The organism is Aeromonas sp. s4 (assembly GCF_040907855.1).
GTDB lineage: Bacteria > Pseudomonadota > Gammaproteobacteria > Enterobacterales > Aeromonadaceae > Aeromonas > Aeromonas caviae.
Map to the genome: position 1 here is coordinate 13,192 of NZ_JBFOCP010000031.1, position 17,973 is coordinate 31,164.

The 17,973-nt window shown below is 60.4% G+C and carries 17 protein-coding genes; 13 read left to right on the forward strand and 4 right to left on the reverse strand.

The window, feature by feature from the left end:
- Positions 1-3 precede the first annotated feature (3 nt).
- On the reverse strand, positions 4-1,230 hold the full coding sequence (locus AB5Y89_RS10125; RefSeq protein WP_182955048.1) for an MFS transporter: 1,227 nt from the start codon (positions 1,228-1,230) through the stop codon (positions 4-6).
- Between the two features lie 233 nt (positions 1,231-1,463).
- Here AB5Y89_RS10125 and AB5Y89_RS10130 point away from each other — a divergent pair, with 233 nt between their 5' ends.
- The 10 genes from AB5Y89_RS10130 to AB5Y89_RS10175 all read left to right on the forward strand — a co-directional run bounded on the left by AB5Y89_RS10130 (position 1,464) and on the right by AB5Y89_RS10175 (position 11,044).
- Positions 1,464-2,372 carry a LysR family transcriptional regulator gene (locus AB5Y89_RS10130; protein ID WP_139737229.1) on the forward strand — a complete coding sequence of 303 codons (909 nt, stop codon included), beginning with the start codon at positions 1,464-1,466 and terminating at the stop codon, positions 2,370-2,372.
- An 89-nt stretch (positions 2,373-2,461) separates the two neighbouring features.
- A complete protein-coding gene (locus AB5Y89_RS10135) occupies positions 2,462-3,133 on the forward strand; it encodes a CsgG/HfaB family protein (protein WP_029313711.1) in 672 nt (223 codons plus the stop codon).
- An 11-nt stretch (positions 3,134-3,144) separates the two neighbouring features.
- Positions 3,145-3,504 (forward strand): DUF4810 domain-containing protein, encoded by a 360-nt coding sequence (locus AB5Y89_RS10140; protein ID WP_151028381.1) that lies wholly within the window; start codon positions 3,145-3,147, stop codon positions 3,502-3,504.
- The gene (locus AB5Y89_RS10145) at positions 3,501-4,154 is read left to right on the forward strand and encodes a DUF799 domain-containing protein (RefSeq protein ID WP_368223693.1); all 654 of its coding nucleotides are present in this window, start codon (positions 3,501-3,503) and stop codon (positions 4,152-4,154) included. The genes AB5Y89_RS10140 and AB5Y89_RS10145 overlap by 4 nt, the downstream gene beginning before the upstream one ends.
- A gap of 218 nt (positions 4,155-4,372) precedes the next feature.
- Positions 4,373-5,848 carry a GGDEF domain-containing protein gene (locus tag AB5Y89_RS10150; protein WP_045523432.1) on the forward strand — a complete coding sequence of 492 codons (1,476 nt, stop codon included), beginning with the start codon at positions 4,373-4,375 and terminating at the stop codon, positions 5,846-5,848.
- A 102-nt stretch (positions 5,849-5,950) separates the two neighbouring features.
- A complete protein-coding gene (locus AB5Y89_RS10155) occupies positions 5,951-7,204 on the forward strand; it encodes a DEAD/DEAH box helicase (protein WP_368223695.1) in 1,254 nt (417 codons plus the stop codon).
- A gap of 221 nt (positions 7,205-7,425) precedes the next feature.
- Positions 7,426-8,739, forward strand: a complete 1,314-nt coding sequence (locus AB5Y89_RS10160; RefSeq protein ID WP_368223696.1) for a ferric reductase-like transmembrane domain-containing protein — start codon at positions 7,426-7,428, stop codon at positions 8,737-8,739.
- A 144-nt stretch (positions 8,740-8,883) separates the two neighbouring features.
- A complete protein-coding gene (locus AB5Y89_RS10165) occupies positions 8,884-9,711 on the forward strand; it encodes an AraC family transcriptional regulator (RefSeq protein ID WP_268453854.1) in 828 nt (275 codons plus the stop codon).
- A gap of 17 nt (positions 9,712-9,728) precedes the next feature.
- Entirely contained in the window at positions 9,729-10,334 is a 606-nt protein-coding gene (locus AB5Y89_RS10170; RefSeq protein WP_368223698.1) for a LysE family translocator, read from the forward strand.
- A gap of 314 nt (positions 10,335-10,648) precedes the next feature.
- Positions 10,649-11,044, forward strand: a complete 396-nt coding sequence (locus AB5Y89_RS10175; RefSeq protein WP_368223700.1) for a hypothetical protein — start codon at positions 10,649-10,651, stop codon at positions 11,042-11,044.
- Positions 11,045-11,123: 79 nt separating this feature from the next.
- On the opposite strand, the gene AB5Y89_RS10180 is transcribed toward AB5Y89_RS10175, so the two are convergent.
- Complete coding sequence (locus tag AB5Y89_RS10180; protein ID WP_323934680.1) at positions 11,124-11,333, reverse strand: hypothetical protein; 210 nt, start codon at positions 11,331-11,333, stop codon at positions 11,124-11,126.
- Positions 11,334-11,638: 305 nt separating this feature from the next.
- On the opposite strand from AB5Y89_RS10180, the gene AB5Y89_RS10185 reads away from it, so the two are divergent.
- Positions 11,639-13,018 (forward strand): AAA family ATPase, encoded by a 1,380-nt coding sequence (locus AB5Y89_RS10185; RefSeq protein ID WP_368223702.1) that lies wholly within the window; start codon positions 11,639-11,641, stop codon positions 13,016-13,018.
- Between the two features lie 5 nt (positions 13,019-13,023).
- Positions 13,024-13,656, forward strand: coding sequence for a hypothetical protein (locus tag AB5Y89_RS10190; RefSeq protein ID WP_227274262.1), 633 nt, complete (start codon positions 13,024-13,026; stop codon positions 13,654-13,656).
- A 222-nt stretch (positions 13,657-13,878) separates the two neighbouring features.
- Here AB5Y89_RS10190 and AB5Y89_RS10195 read toward each other — a convergent pair whose 3' ends face one another.
- A complete protein-coding gene (locus AB5Y89_RS10195) occupies positions 13,879-15,582 on the reverse strand; it encodes an amidase (RefSeq protein ID WP_368223704.1) in 1,704 nt (567 codons plus the stop codon).
- A gap of 126 nt (positions 15,583-15,708) precedes the next feature.
- Entirely contained in the window at positions 15,709-16,806 is a 1,098-nt protein-coding gene (aguA, locus tag AB5Y89_RS10200) for an agmatine deiminase (protein ID WP_368223706.1), read from the reverse strand.
- A gap of 146 nt (positions 16,807-16,952) precedes the next feature.
- Between aguA and AB5Y89_RS10205 the strand changes: the two genes are divergently transcribed.
- Positions 16,953-17,864: a LysR family transcriptional regulator gene (locus AB5Y89_RS10205; RefSeq protein WP_045523416.1), complete on the forward strand. Its 912-nt coding sequence runs from the start codon at positions 16,953-16,955 to the stop codon at positions 17,862-17,864.
- Positions 17,865-17,973 lie beyond the last annotated feature (109 nt).

Genomic DNA, 17,973 nt, shown 5'->3' on the forward strand with positions numbered 1-17,973 from the left:
CTGTCACACAGCGGGTTCGAAGCGCCGCCGTGACACCGCCCAGGCCAACCCCAGGCTTGTCAGGGTGCTGCCGACGAAGAGCAGATCCAGCGCGACGCCAAGACCGGCCCCGTCGCTCACCCAGCCCAGCAACACGGGTACCCAGTTCGCCACATAGGCGATCACATAGAAGAGGGAGAGCAGCCGCGCGTGGCTGGCCGGGGGCGCGATGCGATTGATCAAGGTTGCACTGCCCACGAACACGGCCCCCTGGGCATAGCCCGCCACCAGCAGCCCGAGTCCCGCCAGCCAGCTGGGCAGGCCGTGAACGGCCCCGGCAAAGAGCAGCACGCACAGCGCCAGGGCCAGCACGCCGCTTTGCAGGGTATGGCGGGCATCGAGGCGACGGGCCCAGAGCTGGCAAAGCCCGGAGAAGACCAGATAGGCCGCGACGAGATAGCCGAACAGCCCCAGATCCGTCATGCCCAGCATCTCGCTCACCACCTTGGGACCCATGGCCAGCAAGCTGGCCGCCACCGCCCAGGCGGTGAAGAGCGCCAGGGCGCAAAGGAAGAACCCGGCCCCCGTAGCCCTGAGCCCCTCTCCCAGGGAGCCGCCACCCTGCCCGCTCGGGGCGGCATCCGTCGCCCTGACCCCTTTGGGCCAGCTCAACACCAGCCCCCCGATGGCGCAGGCCGCCATCCCCAGGATCAGCAGAAACGGCAACGTGGTCGGGTAGAGATCCTGCTGCAGCGCCAGCCCGCTGAACACGGGGCCAAGGGCCAGCCCGGCGGTGAACGATAATGTGGCGCTCAGCGCCGCCCGCTTGCCCCCATCCCTGGGGCCAAAACGCAGCAGCGCCACATTGGCGGCACCGGTCAGGCTGCCCGTGCCAATCCCGGCCAGCAGCCGCGCCAGCAAAAGGGTCCAGAAGCTGTCGGCCAGGGAGAAGAGCAGTGCCCCGCCCCCGACCGCCACCAGGGCAGGCAGGATCAGGGTGCGCAGATCCGCCACGCGTCCTGCCAGATTGCCCACCCCGAACAAGGCGATGAGCACGCCCCCCGCATAGCCGCCATAGATGAGGCTGAGGCCGAGATCGCTCAGAGCCAGCGCCGCCTGGTAATGGGGATAGAGCGGGGTGGGCACGCTGCTGTTGAGCAGGGCCGACATCAGGGCGAGGGAGAGAAACCAGCGCAGACGAGGATGGACAACCTGACCTGGCTCGCAAGCCGGGACGCTTGAGACAGACATGGACACTCCAGTGGCAGACGAATGAAACCGCAATCGGGAGCGACATCATAGCGATCCCGCCCACCCCGGACTGCGGCAGTTCTGCATCACGCCGACTCAATCCTGCATCACGTCGGGGTGGCGCGCGCCCTTGGCCGGGGCACCGGACCCGGTCTATCCCCTTGTGCTGCCATCCCCGCTGGCATCTAATATTGCGGCGCCAATCGGGCGTTCTGCTTGAGTGAGGAGCAAGCATGATCAACTGGGACGATGCCCGCTTCTTCCTGGCCCTGGCACGGCGGGGCAGCCTGCGGCAGGCCGGGCTCGAGCTCGGGGTGGATCAGGCCACCGTCGGGCGACGGATCACCCTGCTCGAGCAGCAGCTGGGGGCCAAGCTGTTTATCCGCACCCCCAGACACTATCGCCCCAGCCCCCTGGGGGAAGCGCTGCTGCCCCAGGCCGAGGCCATGGCGCAGGCGGCCCTGGCCATGATGCGCACCGCGAGCCTGGGGGAGTTGGAAGGGGAGCTTTGTATCGCCACCACGGATACCCTGGCCCAGGGCTTCGTGCTGCCCGCGTTCACCCTGCTGCGCCAGCGCCACCCCGGTATCCGCCTCAAGTTGCTGACCGCCGTCAGCGTGAGCGACATCCCTAATCAGGAGGCGGATCTCGCTATTCGCAGCGTGCGCCCCGAGCAGGGAGATCTCGTGGTCAAACGGCTCGCCACCATCAAGATGGGGCTCTACGCCTCTCCCGACTACCTGGCCAGACGGGGCACGCCCCGTTCGGGTCAGGCACTGCAAGAGCACGACCTGCTGCTCTTTCCCAAAGAGCTGGTGGCCCGTCACTGGCTGAGTCTGTGCGGCGAACCGCTCCACGAACCCAACGTGGTCCTGCAGAGCAATGCCCAGCTGGTGCTGATGGCCGCCGCCCGGCAGGGGCTCGGCATCGCCCTGCTCTCCACCTTCCTCGCCGAGGAGGATCCCGCCCTGGTGCGCCTGCTGCCTGACCAGCACGATCCCATCGACATCTGGATGGTGCTGCACCCGGATGTGCAGAAGACGGGCCGAATGCGCGCCCTGGTGGCAGCCCTGGAGGAGGTGTTCCAGCCCCTGCAACAGACCCAGCCCTCCGCTCTCCCCTGTCAAACGCACAGGGATTGAGCGGGTATGCCCCCCATACGGGGCACTTTCTTCGCAACGAACCATGTTAGAGTCCGCCGCTGTTTTTTCCTTTGATAACGGGGCCTTACATGAAGAAGTTTGTTGTTTCATCCAGTGTCATCCTGATGGCGGGCTTGCTGACAGCCTGTGCGAGCGAGTCGTCGCGCACCCTGGAGGTGCCCAAGGTTGCCTCCTATCAGAGCCACTATCAGGGCGCACGCAGCCCCATCGCCGTCGGCAAGTTCGACAACCGTTCCAGCTACATGCGTGGCATCTTCTCCGACGGCGTGGATCGGCTGGGCAACCAGGCGAAAACCGTGCTGATCACCCACCTGCAGCAGACCGGCCGCTTCAGCGTGCTGGATCGCGACAACATGGCGGAGATCCAGGCCGAAGCCGGGATCAAGCAACAGGCTCAGCAACTCAAGGGCGCCGACTACGTGGTCACCGGCGACGTCACCGAGTTTGGTCGCAAGGAAGTCGGTGATCATCAGCTGTTTGGCATCCTGGGTCGTGGCAAGTCACAGATCGCCTATGCCAAGGTCAACCTGAACATCGTCAACGTCACCACCTCGGAAGTGGTCTTCTCTTCCCAGGGTGCCGGGGAGTACGAACTCTCCAACCGCGAGATCGTCGGCTTCGGCGGCACCGCCAGCTACGACTCCACCCTGAACGGCAAGGTGCTGGATCTCGCCATCCGCGAGGCCGTCAACAATCTGGTGAACGGCATCGAGACCGGTGCCTGGCGCCCGGCCCAATGAGGAGAGACGAGATGACGCGGTTCCGTCCTTCCCTGCTGCTGGCCAGCGGCCTGCTGCTGAGCGCCTGCGCCCAGGGGCCGCAGACGCTCTACAACTGGGATCAATATCAGGGGGTGGTTTACCAGCACATGCAGGGTGACGACACCGGGGTCGAAGCGCAGATCGATGCGCTGGAGAAAAACCAGCAAGAAGCGAGCGCCAAGGGGCAGGCTGTGCCACCGGGCTTTCACGCTCACCTCGGCATGCTGTACGCCCAGCTCGGCAAGGATGCCCAGACTCGCGAGCAGTTCGAAACCGAGAAGCGCCTCTTCCCCGAATCGGCCCCCTTCATGAACTTCCTGATGTCCAACAAGAAGGGAGAGACCCAATGACCCTGCGCACCCTCCTTGCCCTCATGCTGGGCGCCCTCCTTCTGGGCGGCTGTGCACAGGGCCCCGGTTACGACTACAGCAACTTCAAGGAGAGCAGACCGACCTCCATTCTGGTGCTGCCGCCGGTGAATCACTCGCCGGACATCAAGGCGGGCCCCAGCCTGCAATCCCAGATCACCTATCCGCTCGCCGAGTCCGGCTATTACGTGCTGCCGGTAGCGGTCACCAACGAGACGTTCCGGCAGAACGGCGTGACCGAGCCCGCCGACATCCAGGCGCTGCCCATCAAGAAGCTCCACGAGATCTACGGAGCCGATACCGCCCTCTACCTCGACATCAAGGAGTACGGCACCAGCTATCTGGTCATCTCCAGCGAGACAGTGGTCACCGCCAGTGCCCGCCTGGTGGATCTGCGCACCGGCAAGCTGCTGTGGGAAGGCAGTGCCAGCGCCAGCAGTGCCGAGCAGCAGGGCAATTCGGGGGGCGGCCTCATCGGCATGCTGGTGGTGGCGGTGGTCAATCAGATTGCCAACACCCTGACCGACAAGGGTCATGAAATCGCCGGTATCACCAGCGTCAGGCTGCTCAGTGCCGACATGCCCAACGGCATCCTCCATGGCCCCCGCTCGCCGAAATACCAGGCTCGCTAAGGCGCCCGTCACAGTCCACACAAGAGGGCGCCATGCCCTCTTGTTTCAGTCGCCACCCCTTTCCCTGCCTGACATCGCATGACGCCTCATCGTCTATCTTTTTGATATTGTTGGCTCATTCTTGCGCATGCCGGGTGACGACCCACCAACTGCATCTGGTGATGCCCGGCAAAATCAGTTACAAGAATGGCCTCTGTCACCATGGACGAGTTCACTGCATGGCTGGATCACTGTTGCGTATCATCCCCCGTCAATGGCTCTACCGGTTTGGCTGGCTATGTCTGGCTCTGACAGGGCTCGGGCTGGTAGCCAACTACACCTACTTCGTCATCAGGCACGACATGGCGCTCATCACCGCCAAGCAAGCCAACCTGTTCGAGGTGTTCTATCAGCGGGCCCGCATCCTGGCGCCAGAGAAACTGGCTGACTTCATCGACAACAGCAGCATCAAGATGCCCATCTTCAGCGAGAACGGGGATGCGGCGGCCTATGCCTATGGCTATGATCTCCCCACCCTGAAGCGCCTGGCGGTCATTCCCGTGCTGCCCCCGGCCAACCAGATGCTCCTCGCCTACCTGTACGTCATCTCCAACCCCGAGGTCCTCAACCTCTACGCCTTCTATGACGATCGCCGCCTGCTTGGCATGGTCGCCAACAAGGGGATGCTGCCGAGCCAGCTGCTCCCGGTCAACACCGACCTCAATGACATCGAGCCCTGGACCCACTTTTTCGGTTGCGCCTCCTTCGCCTCCACCCATGTCCCCTGCAGCACGGATGAAGCCTGGGTATCCGAGATCTACACCGACACCTTCACCGGACTGAATACCATCACCCTCTACTTCCCCTTCGTCTATTACGAGCCCGCCATCAAGGACTACCGCTATGGACTCAAGGGCATAGACATCGCCGTCGACCGGGCGTTCAAGGATGTGCTGCACCCCTTCGAGAGCCTCAATCCGACCCGGACCGTCCTCTCCTTCGAAGAGGTCGAGCCCTGCCGCCCGTTCCACCTCTGCCTGAGCACGCCGCTGATGCGCACTCAGGCAGGCAATGATCTCTACCTCAAGTGGTCATACAGTTACGGCGATTTCATCCGGTCCGTGCTCTACGGGGCGGCCTTCAAGCTCTATCTCATCATCCTGCTGCTGATCATGCTGACGGGGCGCAGCCTGGTTACCCGTCTGCGCATCCTGGCCCAGACCGACCACCTGACCCGGCTGCCACGCCGTGACATCCTCAATCAGGCGCTGCTGCGGGAGCACGACTACCTGATGATCCTCGACATCGACAACTTCAAGTCCGTCAACGACACCCATGGTCACGGGGTGGGTGACCTGGCGCTCGTCGCCTTCGCCAATCACCTCAAGACCAACATCCGCAAGGGCGATGTCGCCATTCGCTGGGGCGGGGAAGAGTTCATCGTGCTGTTCAAGGGGATGGACGATGACAAAATGATGCATCACTCCGCCGCCCGCCTGCTGGAGCGGCCATTGCGCATCCCCGAGCTGCCCGCCCCCATCACCTTCTCCGCCGGAGTAACCCGCATTCGCGATTACCTGACGGTGGCCGAGGCGGTGCAACTGGCCGACGACCTGCTCTATCACGTCAAGCAGCACGGCAAGCGCAATATCGCCTATTACCAGGGGCAGACCATCCGCCTTGTCCGCGATCCGGGTGACAATTCAGCCCCCTGAGCGGCCCGGCTTCTGCCGCTCCCCTGCTATCTGTTACCATCCCGCCCACGCTGATTGTTTCCGTCCCGGCCACGGGGCGGGATAACCCCATACTGGTGCCCTATGTCCATTGCCTCTTTCGCCGAACTGGCCCTCTCCCCCCGCTTGCAGCAAACCCTGACCGAGCTTGGCTACGCCGCCCCCACCCCGGTGCAGGCCAGCGCCATCCCCCTGATCCTCGCGGGGCGGGATCTGATGGCGGGCGCCCAGACCGGCACCGGCAAGACCGCCGCCTTCGTGCTGCCGCTGCTGGAGCTGTTGTTGCAACACCCGACGAGCGATGGCCCTCGCCCCATCCGTGCCCTGGTGCTGGTGCCGACCCGCGAGCTGGCGGTGCAGGTTGCCGAGAGCGTCACTCGCTACGCCAGGGGCACCACTCTCACCAGCACGCTGGTCTACGGCGGGGTGAGCATCGCCGCACAGGTGGAGGCGCTGAACGCCGGGGTGGATATCCTCATCGCCACCCCGGGCCGCCTGCTCGATCACCTGCGCCAGGGGGCGCTGAGCCTCGCAGCCCTGCGCCATCTGGTGTTTGACGAGGCGGACAGGATGCTCGACATGGGCTTTATGGACGAGATCCAGGCGCTGTTGAAGCAAATCCCGGCGGATCGCCAGACCCTGCTGTTCTCGGCCACCTGCGATGACAACCTGTTTGCCCTCTGCAAGGTACTGCTGCGCGACCCGGTGTTGGTGGAAGTAGCAACGCGCAACACCACGGCGGCCGAGGTGGAGCAGCGGGTCTATGCGGTGGACGGGGAGCGCAAGTTGGCGCTGGTCGAGCACATGCTGACCGTGAAGGGTTGGGCACCGGCGCTCATCTTCAGCCGCACCCGCCAGGGGGCGGACAAGCTGGCCCAGCAGCTCGGCAAGGCGGGCATCAATGCGCTCGCCTTCCACGGGGATCTGTCACAGAGCGCGCGGGAGAAGGTGCTGCTGGCGTTTCGCGCCGGCACCCTGCAGGCCCTGGTGGCGACCGACGTGGCGGCCCGCGGCCTCGACATCAGCGATCTCAACCATGTGATCAACCTGGAATTCCCCCATCAGCCTGAGGATTACGTGCACCGCATCGGGCGCACCGGCCGCGCCGGCAACAAGGGGCTCGCCATTACCCTGTTCAGCCCCGAAGACGCGCCCCTGCTGGAGAAGGTCGAAGCCGTGCTCGATACCCGGCTGCCCCAGCAGTGGTTCCCGGGCTTTGAGCCGGATCTCACCCGTTTCGACCCCGAGCCACGGCGCGCCAGCAAGGGCGCCCAGAAGCAGAAGGCCAGAAAGCAGGCCCTCGCGGGCAACAAGGGCGGCAAGGGACGAAAAGCCTGACACGACTGTTTACTGGGGCAGCCATGCGCCTGCCCCAGCATTACCCCTCTCCAGACCCAGGCCTGTGGGGTGACGCCGACCGCTTTCCTGCCCCCCTGTTCTGCTCCGCGCCCCCCTCCTCAGCCCGCTTGCCCTGACCCGGCGACCCTTTGCCACACTCTGCTACAAAAGAGGTAGTCAGGGGGCACACTTTCGCCACAAAGCAGGCGTGCAATGGAGGCATGGACAAGGAGGACATCATGAAACCCGCATCCCTCGTCTGGGCCCTGCCCCTGACCCTCACCCTGCTCTGGCTTGCTGGCCTCACCCAGTGGCCCGCCAGCGTCTGGCCCTGGCGCCACGAGCTGCTGATCCTGACCGGCCTGATTGGCCTTGGCGCCATGACCCTCTCTTTGCTGCTGGCCCTGCGCCTGCCCAGGCTCGAAGCCTGGTGCGGCGGGCTGGATCGCATGTTGCACCTGCACCGCAGCAGCGCCCTCTGGGCCACCGGCACCCTGGTGGCCCACTGGCTGCTGGTGGAAGCCCCCAAGTGGGCCGTCGCCGCCGACTGGCTGACCCGGCCGGCGCGCCGCAGTGCTGGTGCTGGTGCTGGCGCTGGCGCTGGCGCTGGCAATGATGCCCTCTGGCACAGCCTCGGCAATACCCTGGGGGAATGGAGTTTCTATCTGCTGCTGGCGCTGGTGGTGGTAAGCCTGCTGGCGGTGGTGCGCTACGAGCGCTTCAAGGTGGTTCACCGGCTGGCCCCGGTCATCTATCTGATGGGCTGGCTGCACGGGCTCTGCCTGCTGCCGCGCATCGGCGCCCTGACCCCGGTCGGCCTGACCCTGCTTATCGGTGGCGGGCTGGGTGCTCTTGGGGCGCTCTACTCCCTGCTTGGCCGGGTGGGGCGGGACGCACGCCGCCAGGGGACGGTCAGCGCCCTCACCCCTCTGGACGAGCGCACCCTGGAGATCCGGGTTGGCCTCACCGCCCCCCTGCACGGCTATCGCCCGGGGCAGTTCGCCTTCTTCGACTTTGCCGGGCGCGGCGAGCCCCACCCCTACACCCTGGTCGATGTCTCGGCGGATGGCCGCACCCTCACCCTGGCGGTGCGCGCCCTCGGGGATCACACCCGCTGGCTGCACCGCCACCTCAAGGTGGGGGATACGGTGATCGTGACCGGCCCCTATGGCGCCTTCGCCCTGCCGGCGCCAGCCCCCGCGCTCTGGGTCGGCGCCGGCATCGGCATCACCCCCTTCGTCGCCTGGCTGGAGGCCCTGGTGCGCCGTGGTGAACAACGCCCCGGCACCACCTTGCTGCAATGCGCTCCCAGCGCCGAGGCCGCCCCCTATCACAGTCGGCTGGCCGAGCTGTGCCGCCGGGCCGGGATCGACTACCGGCTGCATCTGGAGTCCGAGCGCGGCCGGCTGGATCTGGCCGCCCTGGGCGAGCGCCAGCACACCCCGGTGTGGTTCTGCGGCCCCGAGCCCATGGCCCACACCCTGGATGCCCATCTGGCCGCCCCGCTGCACCGGGAGCTGTTTCGCTTTCGCTGACGGGCCAACCGGCGCAGCCAGCCATCGGCTGCGCCGTTTTTCTCGGTGCGGGGCGCAGGCGGGCCGGCAAACAGCAAGATTGTCCAAGCGAGAGGCACACCCTTGGGGCTAGATTAGGGGGGCAGTCTGGTACAGGAGGGAAAGATGGCGCAGGACAACCAGTTCATATTCGCACACAGTCAGCACCTGGCGAGCCTGACTGCGCTGCGGGTCAACATGACGGAATTTCGCTACGACCGTCACGCCCACGAGGAGTACTCCTTCGGGGTCACTCTGGCCGGGCGGCAGAACTTCTTCTGCCACGGTGGAGCCCACTCCAGCCCGGCAGGCAGCGTCATCCAGTTCAATCCCGGGGATGTCCACGACGGCCATGCCGGGGACAACGCCAGCCTCGACTACACCATGCTCTACATTCCGCCCCACGAACTCACTCCGCTGTTTGCCGATGCCGCGGGCGAGCGGGCAATGGGGACCTACCGGTTGTTGCAGCCCCTGGTGCGCGATGAGGCGCTGAGCGCCTGCATCCTCGATCTGGCCCAGGCGGTACGCGGCCAGGCCGACAGCATAGAGCAGGAGTTTGCCCTCTATCGCCTCGCCACCCGGGTGATGCAGCAGGCGGGACGTTTTGAGCCCAATGGCCGGGTGAGTCGCATCGATCGCCTCCTGTTGCAGGCCAGGGACTTTATCCACGCCCACTTCCAGCAGGATATCTCCCTGGCCGACATCAGCGCGGCGGCCAACATCTCCAAGTACCACTTCCTGCGGCTGTTTCGCCAGCAGCTTGGCATCACCCCCCATCAATACGTGATCAACTGCCGTATCAATGCCGCCCGGCGCGCCCTGGCCGCCGGAGAGTCGGCGCAGGATCTGGTGTACCGCTACGGTTTCACCGATCTCAGTCACCTCAACCGTCGCTTCAAGCGCATCTATGGCATGACCCCCACCCAATACAGCGCCAGCCTGATCCGCTGAGCCCAAGGAACGCCCCCATGATTGAGCTCCTCGCCTATGCCATCGGCATCATGTATACCCCTGGCCCCGTCAACCTCATCGGCCTCAATGCAGGCCTGGGCGGCCGCACCCGCGCCTCCCTTGGCTTCTTCCTCGGGGTTGGCATCGCGATGTTCGTGCTCCTGCTGCTGTTTGGCTGGGCGGGCACCCGCCTGGTACGGGAAGATACCCTGATCTATGTCAGCCTGGTGGGGAGCCTCTATATCGCCTATCTCGCCATCAAGATCGCCAGCGACAGCGGCAACCTCGGTGCCAGCGAGGCGCCTGCCCGCCCTCTGGGGGTGCGCAGCGGCTTCGTCATCCAGCTGCTCAACCCCAAGGCGATGATCGCCACCCTGCCCATCACCAGCATCCAGTTCCCGGCAGCCCAGATCCACGGCTGGAGCCTGCTGCCCTGGTCCCTGCTGCTCGGCCTGCTGGCCGCCGGTGCCCCCGGCAGCTACTCGATGGCTGGCAGCCTCATCGGACGTCATCTTCAACATCCTCGCTGGTTCAGGTACTTCAACCTGCTGATGGCCGCCCTGCTGCTCTACAGCGCCATCGCCCTGGCCTACCAGCATGTCTACCTGCCGTTGGCCGCCTGAGCAGGTCAATTGCCCATGCCAAAAACGGTAAAACACCACCGATGAAATGGCACTGCAACTGAGAAGACACAGGCCGGGCACTGCTGCACCGGCCTTGCCCGGGTCATTTTCTCCATGAGCCGGCTATCCTCACGGGGTCTTGTGCCCGAAGTGACGCTACCCATGGTTCGCTTCGGTACCAGAGGCAGACCCCTTCCCTCATCGGCGTCAGCGCAGCAATACGACGCCATGACCAAAACCCTCATTCGGATATTGATGCGGGTTGAATGAATCAATATCATTTTGCCGCCCCTGGTCATGGATAAGAATGTTGTATGTCCTTTGATAAAAAGCACGGTGAGTTCATCTTCAATGTGCAGGAACACCTGGTCACCTGCGAGCTGATCGGCCCTTTCAATGAAGAGGGTATGCTGGCGTGGATTGCACAGATAAAGTCCGTGGTGAACAGCCTGGATGGAAAGCCTTTCTGCGCCCTGGTGGACCATCGCCAGCATCAGGGGGTGGTGCTATCTGCCCTGCCCCATCTGCAGGAGACCTACCAGTGGCTGACCCAGAAGAATCTGGTGGCCATCGCCTCCCTCTATTCGGCCAAGGTGCTCCATCACATCGCCCTCTCCTGCCTCTCCCTCACCCACCCGGACCATATCCAGGCATTCAACGACCCTCAAGCGGCCATCGCCTGGCTGGATGCGCAATATCGGGCGCAGTAGCCAGCCCGACCTGTGTTGATGGGCACTGTGCCGTGAAATCACCGGCCCGGTCTGGTTAAAAAGGCCGGTATCAACTCCCTCAGGTGCCACGCCCGGCAACAACCGATGGCAGAGCCCCCTGGGGCTGGAAATGGGCCTCCTTCGGGAGCACCGCAACCTGGGCGGTTAGCTGCCCCGGCACGGCAGTATCCTGGCCAAGGGGCATCTGCGCCGCCCGCACGCTGCCGCCCCAGAAACTCGCCACCAGTATCAAGGCCCCGACCAGCCCGTATTTGATCCAGGATTTCATCCTCTTGCTCCCCTCTCGTTGGCCCTTGCCACTCCTGTGGCAAGCCGGGCCTTTTAAGCAGTGGACAGAAGATACGGGGGATTTGTGAGGGGAAAATGAGGTTGTGTGAAGAGAAGGTGAAGTCAGGGGGACGTTCGGAAAAATCGGCAACGACCTCCTGTTCGCGATCGTCCGAATACGCTGCGCTATTTGAATCTACAGTCCTCATACCGTGGGTCTGAGAGACTGGTTTATTTTAGTGATTTTTATCCAAAAATAATGTATAAGCACTAGGCCATATCTATCTATAGAAATGAGATGATAAAATGATTAAACGCCTAATAATTAAAAATTTAGGACCAATTAAAGAAGCAGATATTTTATTCGGCAACTTAACTATAATATGTGGTAAAAATAGTGTAGGGAAAACTTATTTAAGTTACACTCACTATCTTTTAACAAGCATTTTTTTTGATGCATTCCGTTCATCTATTAAATATCCAGAGCTAGAAGCATGGATAAAAAACAACTACGCAGATGATGTATCTAAATTTACATTCACATTAAATGTAGATGAGATAAAAATAAACACCAATAAGATAATAAATGAATTGAGATCTGCTGATACTGCCATATTTCTTGCCAATAGCTTAGAGCTGAACTCTACCACTTTACCTGAAATAGATGTTGAGATTGACAACGACTTTTTGGAAAGAGTATCTAAAGGTAATGGAGAAATAAATGCATTTATTAGTGATAGTAATATCTCCATCAGAAAATCGGCTGATGAAAACTTATTTAAAATAGATATAACTCGTGAGGAAAATGCACAATCTACAAGCAATAAAAAAATAACTGATGATATATCAAATGTATTAAATTATTTCATTTGTAGAAGATTTCTTTCACACTCTCAATTTGCCATAACTTCTGAGCGTACAGGAATATCATTGTTTTATAATGATCTGGATAGCTCGTTAAGAAAAAACATCATTGATTTTGGTTATAAAAATCAAGCTGCTTCCAAAAGCATTTATATAAAGCCGATTGAAGATAATATAGCAACCATTCGCTCCTTATCTAATGGAAGGAGTTTTTTTAGATTATCAGCAGGTAACAGAAAGAATTCTGACACCGTAAAAATCATGCGTGATTTAATTGGTGGGAAATATAAGAGCGAAGAAAAAACCATCAAATTCATGCCTGAAAACCGTGAAAATGTTGTCGTTTCATTAAAGGCATCTTCTGGTGCAGCAAAATCGATGCTGCTATTAGACCATTTTGTTACTCAACTACAGACAATGAATGGCATTCTGATTATTGACGAACCAGAAATGAATTTGCATTTAGATAATCAGAAAAAAATGGCGCATTTATTGGCGGCATTGTCAAATAATGGCGTAAGAGTTATCGTTACGACTCATAGCGATCACTTTGTTAGAGAAATCAACAACTTAATAATGTTATCAAGTTCTAAAATAGACCGTAAATCCAAATCTGAATTATTGAAAAAAGCGAATGTCAAGGATGTATCCATTTTACGTCCAGAAAATATTTCAACTGTTGTCATAGAGTCTGAACTAGGTAAAACAAAGGCTATGGCTGTATCCGAATTTGGTATCGATCTTACTCTTTTCAATGATGAAATCATAAAAAGCATTGATATTGCAAATGAAATTAGCATGGCTATTTATGAAGGTTCATAATTTTCATGATAGAGATAATTAGAAATGTAATAAATCCTAATGTAAAGGTAAAGCATCAGGACAAACAAATAGTTTTCACTGAAGCTAGTGAAGATGCCAAATTAAAGAAGATTATTTTTAATCTTACTAATTTCCATACTCTTGGTGGCGGTGAGTTAAAAAATGCGATCGTTGTTTCTAGCGATCATGCATCAGACCTATTGCAACAATTTTCACATTTTATAAATCCGAACTGTGCAGATATCACTAGAAAATGCGATTACATTATATTTCATGCAAATGAAAATAAGTTAAATGTCATCCTTTGTGAATTAAAGTCAAGTGCTCTAGGGACTGCGGGGCGTTGTCCTGCACAATTTGAGTTTAGTGGGAAGTTTGCATCCTATATTATCGAGATAGCAAAGTCACATGGTCTTTTGCATCTTGACGATTTTAAACCAGAACAGATAATAACCACGTTCTATAAAATCGTCTTTCTACCAGGCCCCGCTATTGCTCAACACCCAGTTGGGGTTGACAATATTATTAAAAAGATAATGAAAATGGCAGATAACGGCATTATTTCAATTCCAATCACAGTAACATCAAAAGGTTCATGCAATATATCTTGGCGCCATTTCCTTGAAGCATTGGAATAAATAATGACTTTATATACAGCACTATCCAAAAGGAGTCATTGAAGGATGTCGTATATATTTATCCATTCGGCCAATTTTAACAGGCTAAGAATATATAAACTTTCTAATTACTCTTCCTGTGTATCAAAACCCTAGCACCTACACCACCAATTTCGGAAATAAAAACCACCTGTACATAGCAGGTGGTTTTTTCGTTATCATCAGCCCAACCCAGAACGACCATCACCCCAACGGCGGCGTGCGTGGCGGCACCATACGCTTGCTGCCGGTGGACTCGAAGGCCGAGGCGACGCGCAGCAGGTTGTTGTCGTCATAGGCGCGGCCGGCGAAGGTCAGGCCCACCGGCATACCGATATCGGCCATGATGCCCATGGGGACGGTGACGGTCGGCACGCCGAGGTGGCGAATGGCGAGGTTGCCGTTGGCAACCCAGATGCCGTTGCTCCAGGCGATATCGGCGGAGGCCGGATTCACGTCCGCATCAGCCGGGCCCACGTCGGCGACGGTCGGGAACAGCACGGCGTCGAGCTTGAGCCCGTCCATCCAGTCCTCCAGATCCAGCTTGCGGGTCTTTTCCAGCCCACGCAGGCCGTCCGGCACAGAGGCAATCTCGTCAAAGCGTTTGAGGCCGCGCTTGGCCATCTTGACGTACTCGTCCATGCCCGCCGCGAGATCGCCCTCGCGGTTCGGCAGGGTGCCCGGATCGTGGGGGAAGATCTTCGGCCCATCGACATCTTCAAGTTTGTTCAACTTGGGATCGCCGTTGGCGCGCAGGAAGTCGTCGAACGCCCAGCCGGAGAGCTCCCACAGCTCGTCGTTGAGAAACTCCGGGCTCACGATGCCGCGATTGAACACGGTCGGAGCGCCGGGTCTGTCCCCTTCACAGTTGGAAACCAGCGGGAAGTCCACTTCGATGACTTCGGCGCCTGCGGCTTCCAGCGCCTGACGGGCCTGTTCCCAGAGGGCAATCACGGCCTCGCGGGTATGGATGCGCTGACCGGTCGGGCCGCCGATGCCGGGATTGTCGCTGGTGCCCGCCAGTTCATCCTTGTTGATAAACATGCGCGGCACGCCGAGGCGCTTGCCCTTGAGGGCATCGGGCTTGGCAGCCAGCTCCAGATAGGAAGCCGGACGCACCTCGGACGCCTTGGGGATCTTGACCCAGGGCTGCAGGCGCCAGAGATCACCGCGAGTGTCGGCATCGTCGGCGACCACCACATCCAGCACTTCCAGCAGATCGGCCATGGTGCGGGCGTAGGGAACCACCACATCCATGGTCGGGGTCAGGGGCCAGTTGCCGCGCACCGAAATCACGCCACGGGACGGGGTGTAGGCACACAGGCCGTTGTTGGACGCAGGACCCCGGCCGCTCGACCAGGTCTCTTCCGCCAGACCGAAGGCGGAGAAGCTGGCGGCGGTGGCAGTACCGGCACCGTTGGAGGAGCCGGAGGCAAAGGGCGCGGTCAGGTAGTCGGCGTTGTAGGGGCTCTCGGCACGGCCATAGACGCCGCGCTGCATGCCGCCATTGGCCATCGGCGGCATATTGGTTTTGCCAAGGCAGATGGCGCCGGCGGCGCGCAGGCGTTCAACGGTAAAGGCATCGCGCTGGGCCACCAGATCCTTGAAGGCCGGGCTGCCGGAGGCGGCGGTCAGCCCCTTGACCAGATAGCTGTCCTTGGCGGTGTAGGGGATGCCGTCGAGCGGCCCCAGGGTCTCGCCACGGGCGCGGCGGGCATCGGACGCTTGCGCCTCTTTCAGGGCATCGGGGTTGGGCACCACGACGGCATTGAGGCGGGTTTGTGTCTCGGGGCCGTCATAGGCATCGATCCGGGCCAGATAGGCCTTGACCAGCTCGACCGCTGTGGTGCGGCCTGATTCGAGCGCATCGCGCAGCTCGGCAATGGAAACCTCGGTCACTTCGATCATCTGGGATCTCCTGTAAAAGGGTGACTGTTTGTCATGATGATCGCCGCATCGGCGCCGGCGCTCATCACATCATCAAGAGAGAAAACCCCACTGAGTGGGGTTTTGAATACTCACCGGAACCGGTTCTTATTTGCCGGAAGGGATCTGCTGGGTAATGCAGTGGATATTGCCACCGCCCAGCAGGATCTCCCGGGCCGGTACGCCGACGACCTTATGCTCCGGGAAGATCTCTTCCAGAATGCGCTGGGCTTCGCCGTCGGTGGCGGCATCCAGCAGCGGGTAGACGATGCGATCGTTGGTGATAAGGAAGTTCACGTAGGAACCGGCCAGACGGCCTTCTGCCTCGCGCGGCACACCGCTGCCGCTCTCGACGCCGGCGGACTCTTCCTGGGTGCAGTAGAGCGGGCCCGGCTGGGGCAGCTTCCACACTTTCAGCTTGCGCCCCTTGGCATCCACCGCCGCTTCCAGCACCTGGAGGGCGGCCAGGGAGCGGGCGTACTGGGGATCGTTCTCGTCATCGGTCCAGTGCAGGGCCACTTCACCCGGGCGCACGAAGCAGCACATGTTGTCGATGTGGCCGTCGGTTTCATCCATGTAGACCCCTTCGTCCAGCCAGATAAAGCTGGTGACGCCCAGATAGTCGCGCAGGTAAGCTTCGATCTGCGCTTTGGTCAGGTGCGGGTTGCGGTTTTCGTTGAGCAGGCACTCGGCGGTAGTCAGGCAGGTGCCTTCGCCATCCACATGGATGGAGCCCCCTTCCAGAATGAGCGGTGCATCGTAACGATCCATGCCGTGCTGTTCCAGCATCCGGGCTGCGACCTCTTCATCCTGGTTCCACGGGTAGTAGAGACCCCCCTTGTGGCCGCCCCAGGCGTTGAAGCCCCAGTCCACCCCACGGCACTCGCCTGCGGCGTTGGTGACGATGGTGGGGCCGGTATCGCGGGCCCAGCAGTCATCGCTGGCCATCTCCACCAGGGTGACGTGGGCGGGCATGATGGCGCGGGCCTGCTCCATAAACTGGGCCGGTACCCCCATAAACACAGGAGTGGCCTGCCCGATGGCATCCGCCACCTTGGCGAAGGTGGCCTGGGCGAAGCGACCGGCTTCCCGCCAGTTGTCCGGGCGGAACGGCCAGATCATCCAGACGGCCTGCTGGTGAGCCCACTCGGCGGGCATGGTGAAGCCGTCAGCGGCCGGCGTGGTGTTCATGGTCTTGATGCTCATCGCAAGGCTCCTTGCATGGATTGAGGCCCCCGATTTGCCTGGGAACCCTGAAAAAAATAAGAGTGGGTCGCAGTGTAAGAAGTTGCGCGCCCATCCATCAAATGAATAGGATTAATTGTCCCATAAACACGGCGAATAATCCCCCCATGAAACTGCACCAGCTCGACCTCAATCTGCTGCTCGCCTTTGACGCCCTGATGACGCAAGGGAGCGTGACCCGCGCCGCCGAATCGCTCTTTATCAGCCAGCCCGCCATGAGCCACTCCCTCGGCCGGTTGCGGGCCTTTCTCGGCGACCCGCTGCTGGTGCGCACGCCCCAGGGGATGTTGCCGACTCCCCGGGCCCAGCGCCTGCATCTGGGGGTGCAGCAGGCGCTGCGGCTGCTGGAGCAGCAACTCTGGGAGGAGGACGAGTTCGCGCCGCACCAGTCGAAGCGCCGCTTCGTGCTCTGCACCACGGATTACGTGGAGTGCGTGCTGATCCCGCCCCTTATCCAGCGCCTCAGGAAACTGGCGCCGGGCGTCACCATCGAGATCCGCATCCTGCGCGATACCCTGCCCGAAGCCGAGCTGGCGAGCGGCGAAATCGACCTGGTGCTGGGGTTTGACGAGTACATGCAGGTGCCGGGGTATCTGGGCAAGGAGACCTGGCTCACCGAACCCCTGGCCGGGCTGGTGCGCGCCACCCTGGAGCTGGAGGAGGAGCGCATCACCCTCGAGCAGCTAATCGAGATGCCCCATGTGTTCCACTCGCCGCTCGGCACCTCGGAGGCGAGCCTCGACCGCTATTTGCAGAGCCTGGGCCATAGCCGCACCATCTCGGTCAACAGCCAGAGCTATATGTCCGCCGCCGCTATCGTGAGCCAGAGCGACCACCTGCTGGTACTGCCCAGCATGGTGGCCGAGCTGCTCGCCAGCCACTGGCCGCTGAAAAGCCTGCCCCTGCCCGACGACGTGCCGGACTATCACCTCAACTGCGTCTGGCACCCGGTCCACGCCCAGCAACCGGCCTTGATCTGGTTGAAGGCATTGATGAAGGACCTGGTGAATCCGGGCTAAGCGGCAGCGGCTGGCAGTTCCGCCCCCTCATCCCCAACCCTCCTCCCATTCTTTTGTAAATGAGCGGGAGAAGGGGGCAACCCCCCTGCTGCGAGGGACATGCCCAGCA